Source organism: Synechococcus sp. MIT S9507 (assembly GCF_047304715.1).
In the GTDB taxonomy this organism is placed as follows: Bacteria; Cyanobacteriota; Cyanobacteriia; order PCC-6307; family Cyanobiaceae; genus Synechococcus_C.
In genome coordinates this window covers 773131-787613 of the sequence record NZ_CP138970.1, presented here as the reverse complement: position 1 = coordinate 787613, position 14483 = coordinate 773131, and the positions used below count along the sequence as shown (strand labels likewise).

Here is a 14483-nt window from a genome sequence, read left to right as displayed (position 1 = left end):
GTTTCAGGCCGCTGACTCATCCAGCCCAAGTCGGGTGCGGGTGAGGCGGACCTGGGTTTCGATGGCATTGCGGAGCCAGGCCTGGTTGGACCAGTCTTCATGCCTGGCCAGACGCTCCACGTCCTGCATCAGATCCAGCGGCAGCTGAAGGTTCACGGTCTGAATGCTGTGGGGACTGGCCAGTCCCCCCTGGTGGGGAGCATCGAGATGGAGCACCTGCACTTTCAACACCTGAAGGCGTGTGCCGGCACGAGGTTTCATGTGCCGCACCTGTCGCACCGTCAAACGCACAGGACAGCCAGCCCGCATGCGTTGCAGGCCTCTGTTGCCCAGAGGAGCGTCGCGACGATCGACGAACACAGGGGTGCTGATACCTGTCTTGCCGCTGTAGCTGAAGCACACCCCGCCCTGTGCATCCCATGGAGGGGAAGTCACTTCCTCGGTCTCCACATTTTTGAGCAGTCGCCGGCGATCACGTCTGACCGTTGCCATGACCTCGTTTGGAAGTCGAAAAACCAGCCGCTGCAGGCGTGCGTCGCCGAGAAGCGACGTCTTCGGTTCCAGAGATGTTTCGAAGACGTACATGCTCAGAAGGTAACGGAGGCACCCCCTGAGGCTGTGGATGACAACATGCGCCCATGTCTTCCAACTCCTGGATCCTGAGCCGGACTCTGCTGATGGCGATCCTCGAGGACCGCCTTAGCGATCAATTCGTGGCTTCGCTGGTCTGGGAGCGACTCGGCTATCTCTGCCCTGAGGGTGGTGAGGGGCCATGGCTTGCGGGCCCTGAAACGCCCACCGACTGGGGGAAGGACTTCCCGGAAGCCCCGCCGGTGATTGCTTCGCGGCAGGCTTCGGTGAGGCTGACTCGGTCGATTCCCAGGGAATCCAAACAGCTGCTGAAGCAGCAGCTCAATTTCGGCGGATATCGAATCGATGAGCTTTATCCGAGGCGCACCCGCCGAGCCACCGCGGTGAACTGGTTGCTGGCCTGGCTTGTGTCTGCTGGCGAACCGTTGCAGGAGGACGGTGCTCTGCCAGCTCTGCTCGATGCTCCGGCGGATCCGGTTCAGGGCCATCCCGGTGATCCGCCGCTTGGATGAGCTTCACACCTGAATCACCACCTTGGTGCCCTTGAGCGTGTTTTCAAACAGCCAGCGGGCCTGATGCGTGGGCATGCGAACACAGCCATGGCTGCGAGGCACACCGAAGGCCTGGCCTGCATCTTCCTGCCATGGAGCTCCGTGCATGCAGATCATCTCGTTGGCGGTGATGCACATCGCGTAGGGCACGCCCGGCGCGACATAGCCCCGTCCGCGCATGGTCACTGAGCGGTATTTGGTCAGCACCTTGGCTTCCCCTGTGGGGGTTGGCGTGGACGCCTTACCGGTGCTCACGGGGATGACCCGCACAATCTCTTGATTCTTGTCGTAGACGGTGAGTTGTTGATCCGAAAGGTCCACCACCAGGGTGGCGATCAGTTCGAGCATGATGATGTGACAGCGAGTTCACTGACCCATGGCTAGCCGTCTCGCCTGAGTCTCACTGGTCTCGCTCGGAAAGAATTCCCATTCCTTTCGGCGAAATGAAAAGTCGAGCGACGCCCGCTTCTGTTGCTCGTCCCACTCCTCATCCCAACGACAGGCGCCTCTGTACTGTCAAGGCTGTTCCTGCTGTGGACCTTCTTGGCGCGTCCCGTCGTCGCGATCATCGGGCGTCCCAACGTCGGCAAGTCCACGCTGGTCAATCGTCTCTGCCGCAGCAGGGAGGCGATTGTCCATGACCAACCGGGTGTCACCCGTGATCGCACCTACCAGGATGGTTACTGGGGGGACCGTGAATTCAAGGTGGTTGACACCGGTGGACTGGTGTTCGACGACGACAGTGAATTTCTTCCTGAAATCCGTGAGCAGGCTTCGCTTGCGCTTGAGGAGGCCAGTGTCGCTGTGGTGATCGTTGACGGTCAGCAGGGCCTCACGGCATCGGATGAGGCCATCGCGGAGTTTCTGCGTGGTCAGCGGTGCCCAACGTTGCTTGCGGTGAACAAGTGCGAGTCGCCCGATCAGGGTCTGGCCATGGCTGCGGAGTTCTGGAGCCTTGGGCTTGGAGAGCCTTACCCCATTTCCGCCATTCATGGGGCAGGGACTGCGGAGGTCCTGGATCGCGTTCTCACCTTCCTGCCTCCGAAGGATCAGGAGGGCGATCAGGAAGAGCCAATTCAGATGGCCATCATCGGTCGTCCGAATGTCGGTAAATCAAGCCTTCTGAATGCCATCTGCGGCGAGCAGAGGGCCATTGTGAGTCCGATTCGAGGAACAACACGCGACACGATTGACACCAGCATCGTGCGTGAAAACCGCCCCTGGCGCCTGGTCGACACCGCTGGGATCCGTCGGCGCCGCAGCGTCAATTACGGTCCTGAATTCTTCGGCATCAACCGCAGTTTCAAGGCGATTGAACGCAGTGATGTCTGCGTGCTGGTCATCGACGCGCTGGATGGTGTCACCGAGCAGGATCAGCGCCTCGCTGGTCGCATCGAAGAGGACGGTCGGGCCTGTGTGGTCGTTGTCAATAAATGGGATGCCGTGGAGAAGGACAGCCACACCATGTCTGCCATGGAAAAAGAACTGCGTTCCAAGCTGTATTTCCTCGACTGGGCTCCGATGCTGTTCACCTCAGCTCTCACCGGCCAGCGTGTCGACAGTATTTTCGCCCTCGCTGTCCTCGCCGTGGAGCAGCACCGTCGTCGTGTCAGCACCTCTGTAGTCAACGAAGTGCTGAAGGAAGCTCTCAGCTGGCGCAGCCCGCCGACAACCCGGGGCGGTCGTCAGGGCAGGCTTTATTACGGCACTCAGGTCGCGACCAGACCACCGAGTTTCACTCTTTTCGTGAATGAACCCAAGCTTTTCGGAGATACCTACCGCCGATACGTTGAACGTCAGATTCGTGAAGGGCTCGGATTCGACGGCACTCCCTTGAAGCTGTTCTGGCGTGGAAAGCAGCAGCGGGACGCTGAAAAGGATCTGGCCAGGCAGCAGAACCACCAGGGCTGAGCGGCATGGATTGGCTGAGGCAGATACCGATCGGGCAGTACGTGGATGGTGCCGGAGGCTGGTTGCGTCAGCTGGATCCACGCCTGAAGCTGTTGTGGGTGCTGGTGTTTCTGCTCACCCCTGTGCTGGCAGGTCCGCTCTGGCGAGTTGCACTTGTGCTGGCCCTGCTCTTGATCACCCTGGTGAGTGGTTTGCCGGCGCGACTGTGGTGGCGTTCCTTGTTGCTGGTCAGCGTTCTTGGTTGTGCGGTCGGATTGCTGGCCATGCTGCTGCCGACCGGCGATCCTGGAGCCAGCCTGAACCTGAGGCCACCGGCGGAGATTCCAGGCCTCGCGCTCACGTCACCTTCCTGGGAGCTGGTTCGCCTGGGGCCCCTTCAGCTGGGATCCCTGAAGCTGGGGCCGCTTGTGGTCGATCGTCGCTCGGCTGAACTTGGGTTGAACAGCGCCACCTTGATCGTGACCGTTGTCCACAGCGTGAATCTGATGCTGCTGTCCACCCCCAGTGAGGAGCTGATGTGGTCACTCAGCTGGTGGCTGGCTCCCCTGGCTCGTCTTGGAGTGCCGATTGATCGGCTCAGTTTTCAGCTGCTGCTGGCACTTCGCTTTCTGCCGTTGGTCCAGGAGGAGCTCCAGAACCTGTTGCGCTCGCTTGCCAGTCGTGCCGTCAACCTGCGCCGACTCGGTTTCAAAGCCTCCTTCGGTCTGGTGCTTTCTGTTGGAGAGCGCCTCCTGGCCAACATTCTTTTGCGTGCCGAACAGGGCGCGGAAGCGCTGCTCGCTCGAGGCGGAACCTGGTTGCCCGCTGATGCATTTCGTCCGGAGCAGACCTCGAAGGGTGTTGCCCGCAGCATTCTCAACGGGGTTGCCGCTGTGGGGCTTGTCACTGTTCTGGTTCTGCGCGGAAGGTACGGTGCTCTCTGATCACCGTTTTCAGGTCTGTGAGCGCTGAGGGTTATCTCAATCACCCCACCTTTGGGATGCTCTACAGAGTGGCCCCTGCCGGGGAAGGTCGAGATGTGTACGCCACGTTGTACGCCCAGCGCATGTTTTTTCTTGTCACCCTTCAACCAAGAGGTGCTCAGTTCGAGGTGATTCCCTATCTCGATGCTCGTCATCACGCCGAGTTGAACCTCGCCAGGCGCCGCCGGGATGCATCGGAGGATTACGGCAGCTGGAAGCAGTTGTTCGATCAGACCTTCATCTGACCCATGCAAGACGGACAGCTCGAGTGACGGAGATTCAGAGCCGCTGGCAGCAACTGCAGCAGCGTCTCCCGCCGGGAGTCAATCTGCTTGCTGTGAGCAAGATGCAGCCGGCTTCAGCCATTCGAGAGCTTGCAGTCTGTGGTCAGCTCGACTTCGGTGAGAGCCGTGTTCAGGAGGCCTTGCCCAAGCAGGAGGCTCTCTCGGACCTCACTGATTTGCGCTGGCATTTCATTGGTCGCCTGCAGGCCAACAAGGTGCGTGCCGTGGTCAGAGCCTTCAGCTGGATTCATTCCATCGATTCGATGGCCCTGGCTGAGCGTTCATCCCGAATCGCCGTGGAGGAGGGCTGTTACCCATCGGTGCTGTTCCAGGTGAAGCTGAGGTCTGATCCCTCGAAGGGGGGATGGGACCCGGAATCACTGAAAGAGGCCTGGCCGGTGCTGCGCCAGTTGCCCGGCCTGAATGTTGCCGGACTGATGACCATGGCTCCGTTGGGGCTGGACATCCCTGAGCGGCAGGACCTGTTCAGGGCTTGCCGCAATCTGGCGGATGAGCTGGATCTGACGCAGTGTTCGATGGGAATGAGCGGTGACTGGCCGCAGGCCGCGGCAGCAGGGGCGACCTGGGTTCGTGTGGGGTCCGCACTGTTTGGTGAGCGTCCGTCTGTGACGCCCTGAACACAACCACACAATCAAAGTAATCAGATGGACATCAATTCATCTGGACACGCTTGCTCACAACTCCGTCGAGCGCTATTCAGGGTCAAGGTTTTGCGGTTTTCCAGTGTCGTTGATTTCTCGTCTTCGTGCGGTCGTTGCTGGCGATGAATATCTAGACGGCGATTATGACGAGCTCGACTACGACACGGGCGAGCAAGAAGACAACATGCAGAGCATGTCATCTGTGAACAGCAGCGCTCTCGCTCCTCTGGATGCATCCAATCCCTTTGAGATGGATCAGAATTTCACCGGCTCGAATGTGATCGGGATGCCTGGAATCAGTTCCGGTGCAGCAGAAGTTTCCCTGATGGAGCCGCGCAGCTTTGATGAAATGCCCAGGGCGATTCAGGCTTTGCGTGAACGCAAAACTGTCATTTTGAACCTCACGATGATGGAGCCTGATCAGGCACAGAGAGCTGTTGATTTTGTTGCCGGTGGAACCTTCGCCATCGATGGTCATCAGGAGCGTGTTGGCGAGAGCATCTTCCTGTTTGCACCGAGTTGCGTGACCGTGACCAACGCCAGTCAGGAAGAAAGCCCCACTCCCACCGTTGTCACCAAGGATGTTGAGCAGGCCTCTGTCGAGAGCAGCGTCGCCCCTGCACCTGCCTGGGCGGTTTCCGATGCTGCGGCTCTTTGAGTCCTCGCTTCGGTGACCGGTTCTGTTGGTGTGATCGGTTTGGGCCGCATGGCCCAGGCCTTGATCTTTCCTCTGATTGAGAAAGGCAAGCTTCAGTCAGCCGATGTGATCGGCGTTGTCGGCAGTGATGCTTCTGTTGCTCGGTTGACTCCTGCTTTGCCGGATGGTCTGACCCTTGTCACGGCGTCGGATCCCAGAGCGATGGATGCCTGGAAGGCATCGGTTCAGTTGTTGGCCGTCAAACCGCAGCAGCTTGATGCTCTGGCTGAAAGCGTTGGGCCACCTCAATCCGGACAGTCTTCTCTGCTGATCTCTGTGCTGGCGGGGGTCACCCTTGAGCGTCTCCAAAAACAATTCCCTGGTCGGGTCTGTGTTCGTGCTGTTCCCAACACGCCCTGCCTGGTGGGGGAAGGATTGTGTGGTCTGACATGGGGAGAAGGGGTTACTGCGCAGCAGCGTCACTGGGTGAAGGAAGCCTTTGAGCCTGTGAGCGAGGTACTTGAGCTGCCGGAGTCGAAGTTGGATGCGTTTCTGGCACTAACCTCTTCAGGCCCTGCCTATGTGGCTCTTGTGGCTGAAGCCATGGCTGATGGCGCAGTGGCTGCTGGTTTGCCGCGTGATCTGGCCCATCATCTGGCTCATCGGACATTGGCCGGCACTGCTGAATTGCTTGATCAGCAGCAGCTCCATCCAGCTCAGCTCAAAGACATGGTTGCCTCACCTGGAGGCACGACCATGGCGGCTCTTCGCAAGTTGGAACAAGCCGGTGTTCGAACTGCTTTGATCGAGGCGGTGGTCGCGGCCACGGAGCATGGAAGGCTTTTGCGCTGAACTGAGCTAGCGCTCCATGACATGAGTTCAGGCTGCCAGGGGTGCTCTGCGGATCAGCTCCCCGTAGAGCCTTTCGAGTGAATCGATGTTGCGGCTCATCGTGTAGCGCTGCAGAACTCTTTGGCGGGCCTGTCGACCAAGTTCGCCCGTCAGCACGGGTTGATCGCGCAGCACTGGTAGCAGGGTGCGCAACTGACTGGTCACTCCAAGGGTGCTCATCACGATTCCTGCTCCACTGGTCAGCACTTCTCCGTCAGCTCCAGCATCCGTTGCCACACAGGCACAGCCACTGGCCATGGCTTCAAGCAGTGCCAGTGAAAGACCCTCCACGAGAGAGGGAAGAATGAACACTTCGGCGCACTGGAGCAAGGCAATGCGCGTGGCTAGATCCGATTCATAGCCCCACCAGAACACGTCTTCGTCGTAACTGTTCTGAAGAGTGCTGCGCAGAGGCCCTTCGCCGACTATCACCAGGCGACAGCCATCCATGTTCACCAGGCGCCAGGCCTGCAGAAGAGCCTCCACGTTTTTTTCCGTGGCGATGCGCCCCAGGTAAAGGAAGACTCTCTCCGGTCCCAGACGGGACCGCACCTGATGCACTGCAGTGCCTTTTGCCGGTGCGATGCCCGATTCCTTCTGCGGGGCTGTGGGATACCACTGGTTGGTGTCCACTCCATTGGGGATCACCGCCAGACGATCTTCACGCACGCCCAGGCGCGCCAGGAATTCAGCCTGTAGATCAGAGAACACGATGACCCGGTCGTACTTGGAAAGGGCCGGCGCATACAGCTGGTAGGTGAGCTGCTGGGTGCCTGCAGTCAGATTGCGCAGGCTTGCATCGAAGGGGGGGTGGAAGGTCGCCACAAGGGGAACCCCAAGCTGCTGACAGAGCTCCGGCAGTCGGAAATCCAGTGGCGACAGCGTGAGGCTTGCATGCACCAGATCGGGTTGAAGGCGTTCCAGCGATTCCCTCAACTCGCGCTGGGCACCTGGTGAAGGAATTGTGTAGACCTGCGATTTCACCAGGTAGGGAAGACTCACATCCGGATCATTGGCGAGTAGCGATGTGCCGCTGCCGGGAGCCTTCGGATTGTCGAAGTGAATGAAACTGGTCTGATGACCCCTTGCCCTCAGGGCCTCCGTTGTGCTGAGCCCATAGGTGACATTGCCGCAGAACGGAGTTTTTTTGCCTAGCCAGGCAATATGCGTCACCGCCACCGTTCACGAGCCATGGTTGACGCTAGCAGCGCTGCCAGGGCCGTTCGAGCAGGGCGGCAACGAGAGCGAACAGAGCGAGCAACCACAACACGGGACTGAGCCCGATGCTGCTGACCAGAGTGCCTGCCAGCACAAGCGGCAGGCTGAGCGCGATGTTGATCAGGTTGTTCTGAAGGCCGAACACTCTTCCCCGCTGGGATTCAGGAGTTTCCTCCTGGATGGTTGTCTGGGCCGGAATGGCGACCAGTGCCGCTCCGACCCCGAGGATCCCGCAGAGAGCCAGGGTGCTGTTGAGTGAGCCCTTGAACTGGCTGAGTAAAACCAGTGAGAAGGTGATCAGCCCCAGCCCTGCTGCAGTGAGTCGACGGCGGCTGAAGTGATGGCCAAGCTGGGCCATCATCACGGCGCCAAGGGCCATGCCCAGTCCGCTCATGGCAAGCAGCATTCCGAAACCGGAAGGCCCAAGGGTGCGAATCAGGCCTGCCAGCTGCAGGGCCAGCACGTAGAGCGCCGCGAGCAGGCTGTAGAGCAACACCAGATGCACCATGGCGTTACGCACTGTGGGGATGCGCTTCAGCACCTGAAGCCCTTCACCGATTTCGTGCCAGACCGATCGACCATTGTTCTGGATCTGCTGTTCCCGGTGACGGACTGCAAGCAGGCTCAGGGCTGCCAGGCCGTAACAAAACGGCAGCAGGATGAATTCACCACCGCGCACGCCCACCGCGCTGAAGAGGTGATTCAGACCTCTGAGGATCGGCTCTCCCAGTGCGAAGCCAACGATCGTGGCTCCCATGCTGGTGGTTTGGTAAAGCGAATTTGCCGCAAGCAGGTGTTCGCCAGGCACCAGCAGCGTGATGGCCGCCTGTTCGGCGGGTGCGAAAAACTGCGTCAGGATCGATTCGACAAACGTCATGCCGATCAGCCCCCAGTAGCCCCAGGGCAGTCCAAGGATCAGGGGACCTGGGATCAGGAACAGGGGGGTCAGCATCACCATCAGCGCCCGCAGACCGTTCGAGGCCACCATCACGCGCCGTTTCGGCCAACGGTCAACCCACACACCCGCCACACTGCCGAGGACCATCGCCGGCAGTGTGTTCGCCACGAAGATCCCCGTTGCCAGGAGGGTGATCACCTGTGTGCGGGTGCTGATATCGAGGCCGTAGTCGGACGCCACCTCCGCAAGCACACCGTTCTGCTGAGATGTGAGCAGCAGGTGCTGATCGATCAGGAAGACCATCAGCACGATGTAGAACTTGTCCGCCAGCTGAGAGAAAATCTGGCCGATCCAGAGTTTGCGGAAGTCGCTCAGGCGCAGCACTGCCTGGAGCCCTCTGCCTCCCTCCGGATTGTTGCCGGTGGGTAAGACCGGTTCTGGACTGTTCAGGTGGGATCCGCTCAATGTTCCAGCAATGACGGGATCATGATCGCTCACTGCGATGGCATGCAGTTGCCGACCATCTCCAGCGATCGCACGGGGCGGGGTAGATGGGCTCGGCACCAGCATTCCAGGACGGCCAGTAGCTTCAGCCAAACCGCACGCGGCCCCATCAGTTCGCCATCGCGTTTTCGGGGCAGTTCCGCCCTGGGCAACCGTTGCAAAAGAGCCAGCTCCGATGGATTGAACTGAAGCGTGGCGCCCGGTAAAGAGCCGATTGCCAGCCCTTCTTCAGGCAGCAGACTGCATCGCCATTCCCACTGCCCGATCGGAGGTGCCAGCTCTGCTCCTGTGCGACAGCAGATCTGCAGTGGAATTCCGTAGCCACCCAGCGCCAGCAGATGGACTCCCGCCTGCACAAGCATGGCCAGGCAGAGATCGGCGTCCGGCTGGGTGGCTCGACTGAGGGTCTCGAGACTCTTGAGATGGATCAGCACCGTGTCCAGCATTCCGGGAACAGGATCGCTGTCGCTCACAAGCGCGATCGCCAGTTCCGCCAGGGCCTGAGCCGCTGCCAGCGTTTCCAGCTGTCTGCCGACACCGCCGTAGTTGTGCACGACCTGCAGCTGACGCACTCTCTTCAGGCCGCGACGACCCACCACCTGCAGATCCAGCAGGGTGAGTGGCACTGCAGCGGCGAGGCTGCTGCGTGGTTTTCGAGCTCCCGGCACCGCCAGTCGTACCACCCCCGCTTCATCACTGAGCAGCGTCAGCAGCCGGTCATGCTCCCCGAGGGGCCCCACCTTGAGGGCCAGTCCCGTCATGCGCCTGTCCCCACTCATCGAGGTTGGCGCAGGGCTTTCATCAACGCCGGACCGTGACCGGTGCCCAGCGCGGTGGCGCCTGCACCCACGAGATCAACTGCGTGTTCAAGCTCCCGGATCCCACCGGCGGCCTTGATGCCGCAACGCCCTCGGGTGAGATGGCGCAGCTCCCTGATCTGATCGGCCGAGACTGCGGCACCAAAACCGTTGCCGGCCTGAAGTGATGCAGCGCCGGCATCCACGGCGGCCTCCGCAGCCAGAGCAAGCTGCGCTGCAGTCAGCTGATTGATGTCCAGCACCACGTTCATGGGCAGATCGAGCGCGGCGATCGCCGCTAGCTCCTCGGCGAAGCTGTTGGCACGTCCGTTCACAAGTGCCGACCAGTCCGGCGTGACTTCGAGAACGTCAGCTCCACGGGCAGCAGCCCATTCGGCCTGGGCCTGTTTCAGCTCAGTGGGCAGTGCTCCGAAGGGAAAAGCCACGGTGGCGATCAGTTTCACCGGTCCGTGGCCGCCAAGGCGCCTGCGCACGGCTTCGAGGTGAATGAGGCTGACGCAGACGCCGCCGAACCCCAGCTGCTTGGCGGCGTCGCAGAGCGTGAGCAGTTCCTCCTCCTGCAGGAGTGGATTGAGCAGGGCCTGGTGGATCAGAGGGGGGATGTCCGGCAGCTCCTGCCGGCGCGGTGACTTGGTCATCGCTGAGCAAACGACGGATCAACCCGCCATGAAAGGTTCAGTTGCGTGCCTGGATCACGCCATAGCCACCGTGGTTGCGCCGATAGATCACCTGCAGCTCACCGCTTTCACTGTCGCGGAACAGATAGAAGTCGTGGTCGATGAGATCCAGCTGGGTCCGGGCGTCATCCAGCGTCATCGGCGGCATGGCGAAGTACTTGCGCCGTACTCCGGGGCTGGGCAGCTGAGCCTCCTTCCCCTCGATCAGTGAACCGTCGATGGGGCTGTCGTCCAGTACCGCTTCAGTGGTTGGGGTCTCCGTGGCTCGGTGACCATGGCTGTGGTGGTGGTCACTGTGCCGTTCCTTGAAACGACGCAGCTGCCGAGCCAGCTTGCTTGCCACCAGATCGATGCTGGCGTAGAGATTTTCGCTGCGTTCCTGGGCGCGAATCACCGTGCCGCTGGCGAAGACCGTGACCTCTGCCGTCTGCTGCGGCACGCGGGGGTTGCGAGCCACAGACAGATGCACATCCGCTTCCTGAACAAGATCGTCGAAGTGATGGATCGCCCGATCAAGCTTCGTTTCGGTGTAATCCCGCAATGCGGGAGTCACATCCAGATTGCGACCATGGATCAAGAGCTTCATGCATCCCTCCGGTGCCTGCGCCTAAAGGAAAGCTAGTGACGCCGTTGGATTCCGGAGCAGGGTCTTCGGCATTTCTTTTTCAGCCGGATCAACTAGTGCCGTTTCAGCAGGCCTGGGATCTGCAGCGCCGCTGGCAGGAGCGTTTGCTCCTTGATTCAGCAACCGGAGCCGATGCGGAAGCGGTCTGGCTGCTGCAGCACCCACGCTGTTTCACCCTCGGCCGCGGCGCCAGTGAAGACCACCTGTTGTTCGATCCGGAGCATCCGCCGGCCCCACTTCACCGCATCGATCGTGGCGGGGAAGTGACGCACCATGCACCCGGTCAGCTGGTGGCTTATCCGGTGCTGGACCTGCGCCGTCGTCGTACGGATCTGCACTGGTATCTGCGTCAGCTTGAGCAGGTTGTGATTGACGTGTTGCAGGCTCTTGGCCTGCAAGGGGAACGCATTGAAGGACTCACCGGGGTCTGGCTCGATCAGCGGAAGGTGGCGGCGATCGGTGTTGGTTGCCGACGCTGGATCACCCAGCACGGGCTGGCGTTGAATGTGACCTGCGACCTGGAAGGGTTCAGGTCAGTTGTGCCCTGTGGTCTCAAGGGACGATCGGTGGGGCGTCTGCGCGACTGGATTCCTGATCTGGAGATCGAGATCGTGCAATCCCTGCTGCGTGATGCCCTGGCTGCGCGCTTCGATCTCGTCTGGCAGGACAGCGGTCGGGAGATGGCGAGTGCTGAAACAGCCGGATTGCCGATGCAGCGCTGAGGTGATAGGCCTGGGCGACTGCACAGCTTTCCCGTGACTGCCGCCGCCCAATCCACCTGGCATGCAACCTCCCGCGAGCAGGCGGCTCTGGCCCGCCAGGCCCATGTTCAAAGCCTCGGCCGTGTGGATCAGATCTGGCCCTGGCTCCAATCCCATCACGGTGATGTGCTGGCGGTTGATGCTCCCCATGCCGCCCATCCGGAACGCCTCAGCTATCAACAGCTGGCGCAGCGGATCGATCAAGCTGCTGCCGCATTCCGCAGTCTGCGAATCGGCAACGGCGATGTTGTGGGCCTGTTCGCAGAGAACAGTCCGCGCTGGTTGGTGGCCGATCAGGGTCTGATGCGTGCAGGCGCCATTGATGCGGTGCGCGGGGCCGCCGCACCAGTTGAAGAGCTGCGTTACATCCTTGAAGACTCGGCGGCCGTCGCGCTGGTGGTGCAGACCGTTGATCTGCTGCAGCGTCTTCAGCTTCCGACGGAGCTGCAGGAGCGTCTGCGCTTTGTGCTTGTGCTTGAAGGGCCTGCTCCTGGCGGAGCGCTTGATTTCGAGTCTTTTCTCGCCCTTGCCGATGGCCAGGACGCGCCTGATCCAGTCAGAGGTCGGGACCGCGCTTCTGCTTCAGCAACCACGGCCACGATCCTCTACACCAGCGGAACGACAGGCCGGCCCAAGGGGGTGCCGCTCACGCACGCCAACCTCCTGCATCAGATGCGCAGCCTCGCCTGTGTCACCCGTCCGGAACCTGGATCACCGGTGTTGAGCGTTCTGCCGATCTGGCATTCCTATGAACGCAGCGCTGAGTACTACTTCTTTTCCTGTGCCTGTTCGCAGAATTACACCACGATCAAGCAGCTCAAGAAGGATCTGCCACGGGTCAAACCGGTGATCATGGCCACGGTTCCCAGGTTGTGGGAAGCGGTGCAGGCCGGCTTTGAAGATGCCGTCAAGACTTTTCCTGCATCCCGTCAGCGTCTGTTGAGGGCAGCTCTAGCCAACAGCACGGCCTATACCCTCGCCAGGCGCCGCAGCCGTGATCTGATGATCCAACCGCTGCGCAGGCGCGACCGGCTCAAGGCTGCGGCAGAGGCAACCAGTCGCTGGCCAGCCCATGCACTGGCTTCCCAACTGATCTGGCCCAAACTGCGGCAGCAGCTCAGTGGTGGAGAACTGCGCTACCCCATCAACGGAGGCGGGGCCATTGCTCCGCATGTTGACTCCTTCTTTGAAGCGGTTGGCATCGAACTGCTGGTCGGCTACGGCCTCACCGAAACCAGTCCGGTGGTGAGTTGCCGGAGGCCATGGCGCAACATCCGCGGCAGTTCCGGTCTGCCTCTTCCGGAAACAGAGTTCCGCATCGTTGATGCCGAAACCAGGGCGCCGCTTGGGTTCCGTGAACGGGGGGTGGTCCTGGTGCGTGGTCCTCAGGTGATGGGTGGCTACCTCGGCAAGCCTGAGGCCACCTCCAAGGTTCTGGATGCCGATGGTTGGTTCGATACGGGGGATCTGGGCATGCTTCTCCCCGATGGATCCGTTGTTCTGACCGGCCGGGCCAAGGACACGATCGTGCTCAGCAGCGGAGAGAACATCGAGCCGGGGCCACTGGAGGAGGCGCTGGTCTCCAGCCCTCTGATCGAGCAGGTGATGCTGGTCGGGCAGGACGAACGCCAACTGGGGGCCCTGGTGGTGCCGCGGGCTGACGCCATCAAGGCCTGGGCCATTGCCCAGGGCTGCCATCCAGGTGATGATCTGGGCGGTCATCCCGGTGATCAGCGCTTGCTCAAGCTGCTGCGCGGGGAGCTGAACCGGTTGCTGGCCGATCGTGTCGGATCCAGGGCTGATGAGCGTCTTGCCGGTGTGGCGCTCGTGGAACCATTTTCGATCGAGAACGGTCTCCTCACCCAGACGCTCAAGCAACGCCGAGATCGGATCACTGAACGGGATCGTTCATCGATTGAGAGCTTGTATGGCCGCTGAAAGCCCACGCGCCAGCATCGGGTTGACCATCCGGCGCGGGGCTGAGACGCTTGGCGCTGATTCCCCGCCCCAATGTCCGACGGCACCACTCTGTCGATCAAGCGATCCATCACCATCCGTGCCGTGGTCACCCCGGCATGGAAGGAAGAGGCCGAGCGAGAGCTGAGCGCCGGCATCGCCACCACCGACCAGCAACTGGCTCAGTTGGAGCAGGAGGGTCAGCAGGTTGTGGACGATGTCCGTCGTCAGAGTGCCAACCCTCTTGATCCCCGTGTGCAGGAGCAGGTGGCGCAGGTGCAGCAGCAGGTTGCTGCCAAGCGGGCCGAGCTTGAAGAACAGAAGCGCAACATGCTCCAGCAACAGGCCCAGGTTCGCGAGCTTCAAATGGAACAGATCGTGGATCAGGGTCAGCTTGAGAGCTTCTGCGACATTCAGGTCGGCGACAACCTGGTGAGCAAGATGCAGGTTGCTGTGGTGGTGCGCGACGGTGTGATCGAGTCGATTCAGCAGGGCTGAGCGCTGATGGGGGCCGGCATGCCGGCCCGTAAGATTTTT

17 protein-coding genes are annotated in these 14483 nt (G+C 61.0%); 10 read left to right on the top strand and 7 right to left on the bottom strand.

Annotated elements, in window-relative coordinates:
• Nucleotides 1–3: 3 nt before the first annotated feature.
• On the bottom strand, nucleotides 4–585 hold the full coding sequence (locus SIB83_RS04185) for a hypothetical protein (protein WP_413746879.1): 582 nt from the start codon (nucleotides 583–585) through the stop codon (nucleotides 4–6).
• 53 nt (nucleotides 586–638) lie between these two features.
• Between SIB83_RS04185 and SIB83_RS04180 the strand changes: the two genes are divergently transcribed.
• Entirely contained in the window at nucleotides 639–1103 is a 465-nt protein-coding gene (locus SIB83_RS04180; RefSeq protein WP_413403776.1) for a DUF1823 family protein, read from the top strand.
• Nucleotides 1104–1106: 3 nt separating this feature from the next.
• Here SIB83_RS04180 and SIB83_RS04175 read toward each other — a convergent pair whose 3' ends face one another.
• Nucleotides 1107–1490 (bottom strand): L,D-transpeptidase, encoded by a 384-nt coding sequence (locus tag SIB83_RS04175; protein WP_413746878.1) that lies wholly within the window; start codon nucleotides 1488–1490, stop codon nucleotides 1107–1109.
• A gap of 195 nt (nucleotides 1491–1685) precedes the next feature.
• On the opposite strand from SIB83_RS04175, the gene der reads away from it, so the two are divergent.
• From der to proC, 6 genes are all read left to right on the top strand, one after another.
• Nucleotides 1686–3053, top strand: a complete 1368-nt coding sequence (gene der / locus SIB83_RS04170) for a ribosome biogenesis GTPase Der (protein ID WP_413747284.1) — start codon at nucleotides 1686–1688, stop codon at nucleotides 3051–3053.
• A 5-nt stretch (nucleotides 3054–3058) separates the two neighbouring features.
• Nucleotides 3059–3976 carry an energy-coupling factor transporter transmembrane component T family protein gene (locus SIB83_RS04165; protein WP_413403774.1) on the top strand — a complete coding sequence of 306 codons (918 nt, stop codon included), beginning with the start codon at nucleotides 3059–3061 and terminating at the stop codon, nucleotides 3974–3976.
• A gap of 17 nt (nucleotides 3977–3993) precedes the next feature.
• Entirely contained in the window at nucleotides 3994–4260 is a 267-nt protein-coding gene (locus tag SIB83_RS04160) for a PipX family protein (RefSeq protein WP_067093917.1), read from the top strand.
• A gap of 23 nt (nucleotides 4261–4283) precedes the next feature.
• Entirely contained in the window at nucleotides 4284–4937 is a 654-nt protein-coding gene (locus SIB83_RS04155) for a YggS family pyridoxal phosphate-dependent enzyme (RefSeq protein ID WP_413746877.1), read from the top strand.
• Between the two features lie 106 nt (nucleotides 4938–5043).
• Nucleotides 5044–5619 carry a cell division protein SepF gene (locus tag SIB83_RS04150; RefSeq protein WP_413746876.1) on the top strand — a complete coding sequence of 192 codons (576 nt, stop codon included), beginning with the start codon at nucleotides 5044–5046 and terminating at the stop codon, nucleotides 5617–5619.
• A 48-nt stretch (nucleotides 5620–5667) separates the two neighbouring features.
• The gene (gene proC / locus SIB83_RS04145; protein ID WP_413747283.1) at nucleotides 5668–6450 is read left to right on the top strand and encodes a pyrroline-5-carboxylate reductase; all 783 of its coding nucleotides are present in this window, start codon (nucleotides 5668–5670) and stop codon (nucleotides 6448–6450) included.
• A gap of 27 nt (nucleotides 6451–6477) precedes the next feature.
• On the opposite strand, the gene SIB83_RS04140 is transcribed toward proC, so the two are convergent.
• From SIB83_RS04140 to hpf, 5 genes are read right to left on the bottom strand one after another with little or no spacing between them, the layout of a single operon-like run.
• Nucleotides 6478–7662: a glycosyltransferase family 4 protein gene (locus tag SIB83_RS04140; RefSeq protein WP_413747282.1), complete on the bottom strand. Its 1185-nt coding sequence runs from the start codon at nucleotides 7660–7662 to the stop codon at nucleotides 6478–6480.
• A gap of 28 nt (nucleotides 7663–7690) precedes the next feature.
• Nucleotides 7691–9070 (bottom strand): MFS transporter, encoded by a 1380-nt coding sequence (locus tag SIB83_RS04135; protein WP_413747281.1) that lies wholly within the window; start codon nucleotides 9068–9070, stop codon nucleotides 7691–7693.
• 29 nt (nucleotides 9071–9099) lie between these two features.
• Nucleotides 9100–9888: a DNA repair protein RecO gene (gene recO / locus SIB83_RS04130; protein WP_413746875.1), complete on the bottom strand. Its 789-nt coding sequence runs from the start codon at nucleotides 9886–9888 to the stop codon at nucleotides 9100–9102.
• Nucleotides 9885–10565, bottom strand: coding sequence for a 2-deoxyribose-5-phosphate aldolase (locus tag SIB83_RS04125; RefSeq protein WP_413746874.1), 681 nt, complete (start codon nucleotides 10563–10565; stop codon nucleotides 9885–9887). Before SIB83_RS04125 ends, recO begins: the two co-directional genes overlap by 4 nt.
• A 37-nt stretch (nucleotides 10566–10602) precedes the next feature.
• Entirely contained in the window at nucleotides 10603–11190 is a 588-nt protein-coding gene (hpf, locus tag SIB83_RS04120) for an HPF/RaiA family ribosome-associated protein (protein ID WP_413403768.1), read from the bottom strand.
• Between the two features lie 11 nt (nucleotides 11191–11201).
• On the opposite strand from hpf, the gene lipB reads away from it, so the two are divergent.
• From lipB to SIB83_RS04105, 3 genes are all read left to right on the top strand, one after another.
• Nucleotides 11202–11951 carry a lipoyl(octanoyl) transferase LipB gene (lipB, locus tag SIB83_RS04115; protein ID WP_413746873.1) on the top strand — a complete coding sequence of 250 codons (750 nt, stop codon included), beginning with the start codon at nucleotides 11202–11204 and terminating at the stop codon, nucleotides 11949–11951.
• 33 nt (nucleotides 11952–11984) lie between these two features.
• Entirely contained in the window at nucleotides 11985–13928 is a 1944-nt protein-coding gene (locus tag SIB83_RS04110) for an AMP-binding protein (RefSeq protein WP_413746872.1), read from the top strand.
• 72 nt (nucleotides 13929–14000) lie between these two features.
• Nucleotides 14001–14444: a YlqD family protein gene (locus tag SIB83_RS04105; protein WP_413746871.1), complete on the top strand. Its 444-nt coding sequence runs from the start codon at nucleotides 14001–14003 to the stop codon at nucleotides 14442–14444.
• Nucleotides 14445–14483: the final 39 nt, after the last annotated feature.

Bases quoted from the DNA above. Each gene is read 5' to 3' on its own strand.
- SIB83_RS04180 (WP_413403776.1), top strand. From the start codon at position 639: ATGTCTTCCAACTCCTGGATCCTGAGCCGGACTCTGCTGATGGCGATC.
- SIB83_RS04105 (WP_413746871.1), top strand. From the start codon at position 14,001: ATGTCCGACGGCACCACTCTGTCGATCAAGCGATCCATCACCATCCGT.
- recO (WP_413746875.1), bottom strand. From the start codon at position 9,888: ATGAGTGGGGACAGGCGCATGACGGGACTGGCCCTCAAGGTGGGGCCC.
- SIB83_RS04125 (WP_413746874.1), bottom strand. From the start codon at position 10,565: ATGACCAAGTCACCGCGCCGGCAGGAGCTGCCGGACATCCCCCCTCTG.
- proC (WP_413747283.1), top strand. From the start codon at position 5,668: ATGGCCCAGGCCTTGATCTTTCCTCTGATTGAGAAAGGCAAGCTTCAG.
- SIB83_RS04185 (WP_413746879.1), bottom strand. From the start codon at position 585: ATGTACGTCTTCGAAACATCTCTGGAACCGAAGACGTCGCTTCTCGGC.
- SIB83_RS04175 (WP_413746878.1), bottom strand. From the start codon at position 1,490: ATGCTCGAACTGATCGCCACCCTGGTGGTGGACCTTTCGGATCAACAA.
- hpf (WP_413403768.1), bottom strand. From the start codon at position 11,190: ATGAAGCTCTTGATCCATGGTCGCAATCTGGATGTGACTCCCGCATTG.
- SIB83_RS04165 (WP_413403774.1), top strand. From the start codon at position 3,059: ATGGATTGGCTGAGGCAGATACCGATCGGGCAGTACGTGGATGGTGCC.